9 protein-coding genes are annotated in these 7,862 nt (G+C 67.9%); 6 read left to right on the top strand and 3 right to left on the bottom strand.

Annotation, left to right across the window (positions count from 1 at the left end):
- The 3 genes from N878_RS07980 to N878_RS07970 form a co-directional block, all read left to right on the top strand.
- Positions 1–1,216, top strand: a 1,216-nt coding sequence (locus N878_RS07980; RefSeq protein WP_021443140.1) for an alanine racemase, incomplete at its 5' end; no start/stop codon positions are given.
- A gap of 97 nt (positions 1,217–1,313) precedes the next feature.
- Positions 1,314–2,279 (top strand): DUF805 domain-containing protein, encoded by a 966-nt coding sequence (locus N878_RS07975; protein ID WP_021443139.1) that lies wholly within the window; start codon positions 1,314–1,316, stop codon positions 2,277–2,279.
- A gap of 9 nt (positions 2,280–2,288) precedes the next feature.
- A complete protein-coding gene (locus N878_RS07970) occupies positions 2,289–3,077 on the top strand; it encodes an SDR family oxidoreductase (protein WP_021443138.1) in 789 nt (262 codons plus the stop codon).
- A gap of 9 nt (positions 3,078–3,086) precedes the next feature.
- On the opposite strand, the gene N878_RS07965 is transcribed toward N878_RS07970, so the two are convergent.
- Positions 3,087–4,568, bottom strand: a complete 1,482-nt coding sequence (locus N878_RS07965; protein ID WP_021443137.1) for an AAA family ATPase — start codon at positions 4,566–4,568, stop codon at positions 3,087–3,089.
- Positions 4,569–4,658: 90 nt separating this feature from the next.
- Here N878_RS07965 and N878_RS07960 point away from each other — a divergent pair, with 90 nt between their 5' ends.
- Both N878_RS07960 and coq7 read left to right on the top strand, forming a co-directional pair.
- The gene (locus N878_RS07960) at positions 4,659–4,997 is read left to right on the top strand and encodes a histidine triad nucleotide-binding protein (protein ID WP_021443136.1); all 339 of its coding nucleotides are present in this window, start codon (positions 4,659–4,661) and stop codon (positions 4,995–4,997) included.
- An 85-nt stretch (positions 4,998–5,082) separates the two neighbouring features.
- Positions 5,083–5,730: a 2-polyprenyl-3-methyl-6-methoxy-1,4-benzoquinone monooxygenase gene (gene coq7, locus N878_RS07955; RefSeq protein ID WP_021443135.1), complete on the top strand. Its 648-nt coding sequence runs from the start codon at positions 5,083–5,085 to the stop codon at positions 5,728–5,730.
- A gap of 48 nt (positions 5,731–5,778) precedes the next feature.
- Here coq7 and N878_RS07950 read toward each other — a convergent pair whose 3' ends face one another.
- Positions 5,779–6,201: an OsmC family protein gene (locus N878_RS07950; RefSeq protein ID WP_021443134.1), complete on the bottom strand. Its 423-nt coding sequence runs from the start codon at positions 6,199–6,201 to the stop codon at positions 5,779–5,781.
- Between the two features lie 235 nt (positions 6,202–6,436).
- Between N878_RS07950 and crp the strand changes: the two genes are divergently transcribed.
- Positions 6,437–7,081 carry a cAMP-activated global transcriptional regulator CRP gene (gene crp, locus N878_RS07945; RefSeq protein WP_021443133.1) on the top strand — a complete coding sequence of 215 codons (645 nt, stop codon included), beginning with the start codon at positions 6,437–6,439 and terminating at the stop codon, positions 7,079–7,081.
- Positions 7,082–7,138: 57 nt separating this feature from the next.
- On the opposite strand, the gene trpC is transcribed toward crp, so the two are convergent.
- On the bottom strand, positions 7,139–7,862 hold a 724-nt coding region (gene trpC / locus N878_RS07940), incomplete at its 5' end, for an indole-3-glycerol phosphate synthase TrpC (RefSeq protein ID WP_021443132.1).

Genomic DNA, 7,862 nt, shown 5'->3' with positions numbered 1-7,862 from the left:
CTGGGCGCTGCGGCCGCGCGACCGCGGCCAGGTGCACGACGCCTATTTCGCCGGCCTCAACCGCCTCATGCACGCCGAAGGCAACGGTATTGCGTCGCTGCTGCTCGATCTGGATCGCCTCGACGCCAACGCCGAACTGCTCGCCCAGCGGCTGCCCGAGCGCTTGGCGCTGCGTCTGGTGGCCAAGTCGCTGGCCAGCGCCGGGCTGCTCGACTACCTGGCCAAGCGCCTGCGCACCCAGCGCTTCATGGCGTTCCACCAGCCGCAGCTGAACCAGCTGGCGCGCAGCTTTCCGCAGGCCGACCTGCTGCTGGGCAAGCCGCTGCCGGCACAGGCGGCGCTGAACTTCTATCGCCAGCTGCCGCAGCACCTGGGCTTCGACCCCGCGCGCCAGCTGACCTGGCTGATCGACAGCGAGGCGCGCCTGAGCCAGTACGCCGAGCTGGCCAGGGCGCTGGGGCAACCACTGCGCATCGCCCTGGAAATCGATATCGGCCTGGCCCGCGGCGGCTTCGCCGATCCTCAGGCGCTGGGCCAGACCCTGCAACGGCTGCGCCGGCAACCGGGGCAGCTCCAGCTGCAGGGGTTGATGGGCTACGACGCCCAGGTCGCCCACGCCCCGCCCTGGCTGAGCCAGGAGCGTGCGTTCGCCCAGGCCAACGCGCGCTATCGCGAGTTCGTCGCGGTGGCGCGAGGCTTTACCGAGCTGTGGCCGGCGAAGCCGCTGCTCAACGGCGGCGGCAGCCTGACCTACGCCCTGCACAGCCGACTGGACAGCCCGCTCGGCGAAGTTGCCCTCGGCTCGGCCCTGCTCAAGCCGGGCGACTTCGATACGCCGCTGCTGGAGCAGCACCAAGCGGCACTGTGGATCGCCAGCCCGGTGCTCAAGGCGGTCGACGGCGCCCTGCCCTTCCTGCACGCGGCGCAACCGCTGCTCGCCGCCTGGAACCGCAATCGCCAGCGCGCCTACTACCTCCAAGGCGGCCGCTGGCCGGCGACGCCGGTATCGCCGCCCGGCCTCGCCTACGACTCGCTGTACGGCCGCAGCGCCAACCAGGAACGCCTGATCGGCAGTGCCGCCAGCGGCCTGAGCACAGACGACTGGGTCTTTCTGCGCCCGGCGGTCAGCGAGGGCCTGCTCGGCGACTTCGGCGAACTGCAGCTGCTGCGAGGCGGCCGCCTGGTCGGACGCTGGGCCGCCCTGCCCGGCGGCTGAAAGACCGGCGCGAACTGCGGCGCAGGCCGCTTGTGTATTGGCCTGTCGGCACTCTAGGCTTAGCTGACCTCCACTTCCCGCAGACAAGGAAGCTCGCATGAATCAACCGCGCTACAAGATAGTGTTCGACGGCGAACTGATGCCCGAGATGACGCTGGAGTCGGTGAAGGACAACCTCGCCCGCCTGTTCAAGAGCGATATGGCGCGCATCAACGGCCTGTTCAGCGGCGCCCAGGTGGCCCTCAAGCGCGACCTCGGGGAAAACGAGGCCGACCAGTACCTCAGCGCCCTGCACAAGGCCGGCGCCAAGGTGCGCAAGGAGCTGGACCAGGCCGCCAGCCTGAGCCTGGTGTCTACCGACGACCACGCCGAGGCGGATGCCGCACCGACCGATACCGCCGCCGGCATGAGCTGTCCCAAGTGCGGCCATCGGCAACCCCAGGCGGACGAGTGCGCGGCCTGCGGCATCATCGTCGAGAAGTATCTCGCCCGTCAGGCGCAACTGAGCGCCATGAGCCAGCCGACGCCAGCGCCCGCCAGCGCCTCGCCCTACGCACCGCCGCAGGCCGACGTCGCCGAGCAACTGCCGCAATTCGGCGAGCTCAAGGCATTCGGCGTCAACGGCCGGATCGGCCGGGTGCGCTACCTGGGCTGGAGCATGGCCATGTTCCTCTGCGCGCTGCCGGTGCTGCTGCTGGGCATGGGCGCCGCCGCGCTGTCCGATGCCCTGGGCATGGTGCTGCTGGTGGCCGCCGGCCTGGCCATGATGGTGCTGAGTATCTGCTTCGGCGTGCAGCGCCTGCACGATATCGGCTGGTCCGGCTGGCTGTGGCTGATCAACTTCATCCCCCTGGTCGGCGGCGTGTTCGCCCTGCTGATGTTCATCGTTCCCGGCAACCAGGGGGTCAACCGCTTCGGCCCGCCGCCGCCGCCCAACAGCACCGCGGTCAAGCTGCTGGCCTGGTTGTGCCTGCTGGTGCCGATCAGCGGCATCCTTGCCGCCATCGCCATTCCGCAGTACCAGAGCTACGTCGAGCGCGCCGCCGAAATGCAGGGACAGTGACCCCGCGCCATGCCCAGTTATGCACTGATCACCGGCGCCTCCAGCGGCATCGGCCTGGCCCTGGCCGAAGCCCTGGCGCGCCGCGGGCGCAACCTGATCCTGGTGGCGCGGCGCCGCGACGCCCTGGAAAGCATCGCCTGCGAGTTGGCCCAGCGCTTCGGCGTCGAGGTGCTGTTTCGCCTCTGCGACCTCAGCGAACCGCTGCAACTGTCCGGCCTGCTGCTCGAACTGGAACAGGGCCAGTGGCGCATCGACCTGCTGGTGAACAACGCCGGCCTCGGCTGCGCCGGGCCCTTCCTCGAACAGGACTGGGGCCGCGAGCAGGAACAGCTGGAAGTCAACGTACTGGCCCTGACCCGGCTGTGCCACGCCATCGGCCAGCGCATGGCCGAACAGGGCGGTGGGCAGATCCTCAACGTCGCCTCGATCGCCGCCTTCCAGCCCGGCCCCTGGATGAGCAGCTACTACGCCAGCAAGGCCTATGTGCTGCATTTCTCCGAGGCGCTGCGCGAAGAGCTGCGCGAGCACGGCGTGCGCGTCTCGGTGCTGTGCCCGGGGCCGACGCGCAGCGCCTTCTTCCGCAGTGCGCAGATGAACGCCGCCCGCCTGGACGCCAGCAAGCTGCTGATGAGCGCCGAGGAAGTGGCGCTGCTCGCGGTGCGCGCGCTGGAGAAGAACCGCGCCATCATCGTCCCCGGCTGGCGCAACCGGCTGCTGACGCTGAGCCCACGCCTGGCGCCGCGCTGGCTGGTGCGCAAACTCAGCGGGCGGCTGACCCGGCCCTTCACCCGCGGTTGAGCGCCTGGCTCAGCCGGCGTTGACCGTACGCCCATCAGCCCAGCCGCGCAGCGCCGCGAGCTGCTCGGCCATCACCACCGACAGCGGCGCCGTGCCTTGCAGCGCGCGCAGCAGCAGCGTCTGATCCACCGCCTGCTGCTGCGCCTGAGCGGCATACAGGGCGCTGACCACCGCCTGCTCGATCTCCGCCCCGGAAAAGCCCGCGCTGGCCGCGGCCAGCTGCGCCAGGTCGAAGGCGCCAGGCTCCAGCTCGCGGCGCTGCAGGTGGATGCGGAAGATCTCCGCGCGCACCTCGGCAGCGGGCAGGTCGACGAAGAACAGCTCGTCGAAGCGGCCCTTGCGCACCAGCTCCGGCGGCAGGCGGTCGATGGCATTGGCGGTGGCGACGACGAACACCGGCGCCTTGCGCTCGGCCATCCAGGTCAGCAGGGTGCCGAGCACGCGCTGGCTGACGCCGCCGTCGTGGTCGCCGCTGGCCAGGCCCTTCTCCACCTCGTCCATCCACAGCACGCAGGGCGCCATCTGCTCGGCCAGACGCAGCGCCTCGCGCAGGTTGCGCTCGGTCTCGCCGAAGAACTTGTTGTACAGGCAGGCGAAATCCAGGCGCAGCAACGGCAGGCCCCAGAGCCCGGCCACCGCCTTGGCCGCCAGGCTCTTGCCGCCACCCTGCACGCCGACCAGCAACACCCCCTTGGGCGCATCGACACCCTTGCCCTCGAGAAAGCCGACCTGGCGCTCGGCCAGCCAGCGCTTGAGGTTGAGCAGGCCGCCGACGTCGGCGAAGCGCGCGGTGTCGTACTCGAAACTGAGCACACCCTCCAGATCCAGGAGCTGGAACTTGGTCTTGTTCAGTTCGGGGATGTCTTCCTGGGTGATCGCGCCGTCGTCACAGATCACGTTGCGCGCCAGCGCCCGCGCCTCGGCGTGGCTGAGGCCGCGCAGGTTCTTCACCACCTGCTGCAGGGTGCGGTTGTCGGTGCGTACCCGCGCGCCGCGGTTGCGCTCGCTCCAGCGCGTGGCCTCGTCGCGGACGATGCTCAGCAGCTCATCTTCCGACGGTAATGCCAGGCTAAAGCGCGCGGCATGGCGCTGCACCTCGGCCGGCAGCCTGAGCGCGTGGGACACCAGCACCAGGGTCGGCTTGTGCGCCGCCTCGCTCATGGCGATCTCCTTGAGCAGGCGCACCAGACGCGGATTGTCCTGCAGATACGGATGCAGGTCGCACATCACGTAGAGGTTCGGCTGCTGATCGGCCTTGATCAGCTTCAACGCCGCCTCCGGCTCCAAACTCGCCTCCTCGCCCAGCGGCGCGCCGCCGAAACCCAGGCGCTGCAGGCCCTCGGTCACCGACCAGGTGTGCAGGCCGAGGCCGCGTTTGACCGCCAGGCTGGTCAGGGTTTCCAGCACGCGCAGCTCGTCCCAGGACTCGATGACGACCAGCTTGACCTTGGAATCCAGCACCAGGCCGAGATCGTGGATATCGTTCTTCACCGCCGCTCCTTGTGGGCGCGCCGCCGATTGGCCGGCCTTGGCGCACGCGATTAAACTCAGGGCTTCCAGCAATGGCTCGGGAGCCTGCCCATGGACTGTCTGTTCTGCAAGATCGTCGCCGGTGAGATTCCGGCGCGCAAGCTCTACGAGGACGATCAGCTCGTCGCCTTCCACGATATCGGCCCGCAGGCGCCGGTGCATTTTCTGGTGATCCCCAAGCGCCACATCGCCACCCTCACCGACCTCACCGAAACCGACAAGGCGCTGGCCGGCCACCTGCTGTACACCGCCCAGCAGCTGGCCAGCGAGCAGGGCTGCGCCGAGGGCTTTCGCCTGGTGATGAACTGCAACGAGCTGGGCGGACAGACCGTCGGCCACATCCATATGCACGTGCTCGGCCAGCGCCAGCTGCACTGGCCGCCGGGCTGATGCGCCAGTCGGTCGCGGCGGCGAGGCGCACTCACCGCCGCGCTTTGCAGTAAACTGGCGCCTTCGTGTTCCCCGGAGGTGCCCCATGGCCAGCGAACGCCAGTACTCCCCAGTCGACCGCCTGCTGCTGCAGGCCGATGCCGCCCTGCGCACCCTGCTGCCGTTCAGCGGCGCCTCGAGCCGTCCCTCGCCGGCCATCGTGGAGAACGAGGCCGAGCTGTCCAGCGAGGAAACCCGCCATATCGCCGGGCTGATGCGCATCAACCATACCGGCGAGGTCTGCGCCCAGGCGCTGTACCAGGGTCAGGCGCTGACCGCCAAGCTGCCGCAGGTGCGCAGCGCCATGGAGCAGGCCGCCGATGAGGAGATCGATCACCTGGCCTGGTGCGAGCAGCGTATCCGCGAGCTCGGCAGCCAGCCGAGCCTGCTCAACCCGCTGTTCTACGGCCTGTCGTTCGGCGTCGGCGCGGTGGCCGGGCTGGTCAGCGACAAGGTCAGCCTGGGCTTCGTCGCCGCCACCGAGGATCAGGTGTGCAAGCACCTGGACGAGCATCTGGAGCAGATTCCCGAGCGCGACGCCAAGTCGCGGGCGATTCTCCAGCAGATGCGCATCGACGAGCAGCAGCACGCCGACAGCGCCCTGGATGCCGGCGGCCTGCGCTTTCCCGCACCGGTCAAGCTGGGCATGACCCTGCTGTCCAAGGTAATGACCAAGAGCACCTATCGCATCTGAACGAACAAGGGCGCCGATTGGCGCCCTTGTCGTTTGCAGCGAAGCGATTCAGCCCAGCTCGATGATTTCGTAGTCATGGCTGATAGCCACCCCGGCACGGCCGAGCATGATCGAGGCCGAGCAGTACTTCTCCGCCGACAGCTCCACCGCGCGCTTGACCTGGGCCTCTTTCAACCCGCGGCCTTTGACCACGAAATGCAGGTGGATCTTGGTGAACACCTTGGGCTCCTCACCGGCGCGCTCGGCGTCGAGGAACACCTCGCAGCTCTCCACCGGCTGGCGCGACTTGCGCAGAATGCTGACCACGTCGAAGTTGCTGCAACCGCCGAGGCCGACCAGCAGCATCTCCATCGGGCGAATGCCCAGGTTGCGGCCACCGGCGTCCGGCGGACCGTCCATCACCACGGCATGGCCGCTGCCGGACTCGCCGAGAAACAGGGCTTCGCCGGCCCACTGCACACGCGCTTTCATCGATCCAGACTCCCTCGGTTGCAAAGGTTCGCAGGTTAGCACAGGCGCCGAGCGAACCGATGGGCGGCCAGCGCGCTAAAGTTCCCCGGCGTTGTGTTAGCCAGGTCGCAAAAAACGCCCTAGTCATAGTATGTCTGTTAAGCTGGCGCCGGATTGCTGGCACACTGGTACGGATAACCAATAAGAAATTGCCTGTTGGACAAAGGCTTATCTTTTTTATATTCGGGACTCGGGCATGGTCGCTATTACCCTTACACCTAAAATCAAGAACCTCGACAAGCTCCTCGCACACTGTCACCGCCGCCGTTACACGGCGAAAAGCACCATCATCTATGCGGGCGACCGCTGCGAAACCCTGTTCTTCATCGTCAAGGGCTCGGTCACCATCCTGATCGAAGACGACGATGGCCGCGAAATGATCATCGCCTACCTCAACGCCGGCGACTTCTTCGGCGAGATGGGCCTGTTCGAGAAGGACGGCGCGGAGAAGGAACGCAGCGCCTGGGTACGCGCCAAGACCGAATGTGAAGTGGCGGAGCTGAGCTACGCCAAGTTCCGCGAACTGACCCAGCAGGATCCGGACATCCTCTACGCCCTCGGCAGCCAGATGGCCGAACGCCTGCGCAACACCACGCGCAAGGTCGGCGACCTGGCCTTTCTCGACGTCACCGGCCGCGTCGCCCGCACCCTGCTCGACCTGTGCAAGCAGCCCGACGCCATGACCCACCCGGACGGCATGCAGATCAAGATCACCCGCCAGGAGATCGGCCGCATCGTCGGCTGTTCGCGGGAGATGGTCGGCCGCGTGCTCAAGGCCCTGGAGGAACAGGGCCTGGTTCACGTCAAGGGCAAGACCATGGTGGTCTTCGGCACCCGCTGATAAACAGCGCGTATAAAAAAGCCGGCAGGGATGCCGGCTTTTTTATACGCGTGGGTGTCAATCGGGATCCTTGCCGATCACCGCCGGCCGCCCGCGCTCGGGAAAGAACAGGCGCTGCAGTTCGCCGCCCGGGCTCTCGGCGCGCATAAAGGCCTCGCCGACCAGGAAGGCGTAGACCTCGTTGATCTCCATCAGCTCGACGTCGGCGCGGTTGAGAATGCCGCTCTCGGTCACCACCAGGCGCTCGCGCGGAATGCGCGGCAGCAGGTCCAGGGTGGTTTCCAGGGACACCTCGAAGCTGTGCAGGTTGCGGTTGTTGATGCCCAGCAGCGGCGTGTCCAGGGTCTTCAGCGCGCGCTCCAGCTCGTCGCCGTCATGCACCTCGACCAGCACGTCGAGGCCGACGTCCTTGGCCACCGCCGCCAGCTCGGCCATGCGTCCGTCGTCCAGGCAGGCGACGATCAGCAGCACGCAGTCGGCGCCGAGGGCGCGGGCCTCGACGATCTGGTAGGGATCGACCATAAAGTCCTTGCGGATCACCGGCAGCGCACAGGCCGCGCGGGCCTGCTGCAGGTACGCATCGGCGCCCTGGAAGAAGTCGATATCGGTGAGCACCGACAGGCAGGTGGCGCCGCCGGCCTCGTAGCTGCGGGCGATATCGGCCGGCACGAAGTCGGCGCGCAACACGCCCTTGCTCGGCGAGGCCTTCTTGATCTCGGCGATCACCGCCGGCTGCTTGCGCGCGGCCTGCTCGAGCAGCGCGCGGGCGAAGCCACGCGGC

This window comes from Pseudomonas sp. EGD-AK9, from assembly GCF_000465935.2.
Taxonomy (GTDB): Bacteria; Pseudomonadota; Gammaproteobacteria; order Pseudomonadales; family Pseudomonadaceae; genus Aquipseudomonas.
This window is presented reverse-complemented; position numbering and strand designations above follow the sequence as displayed.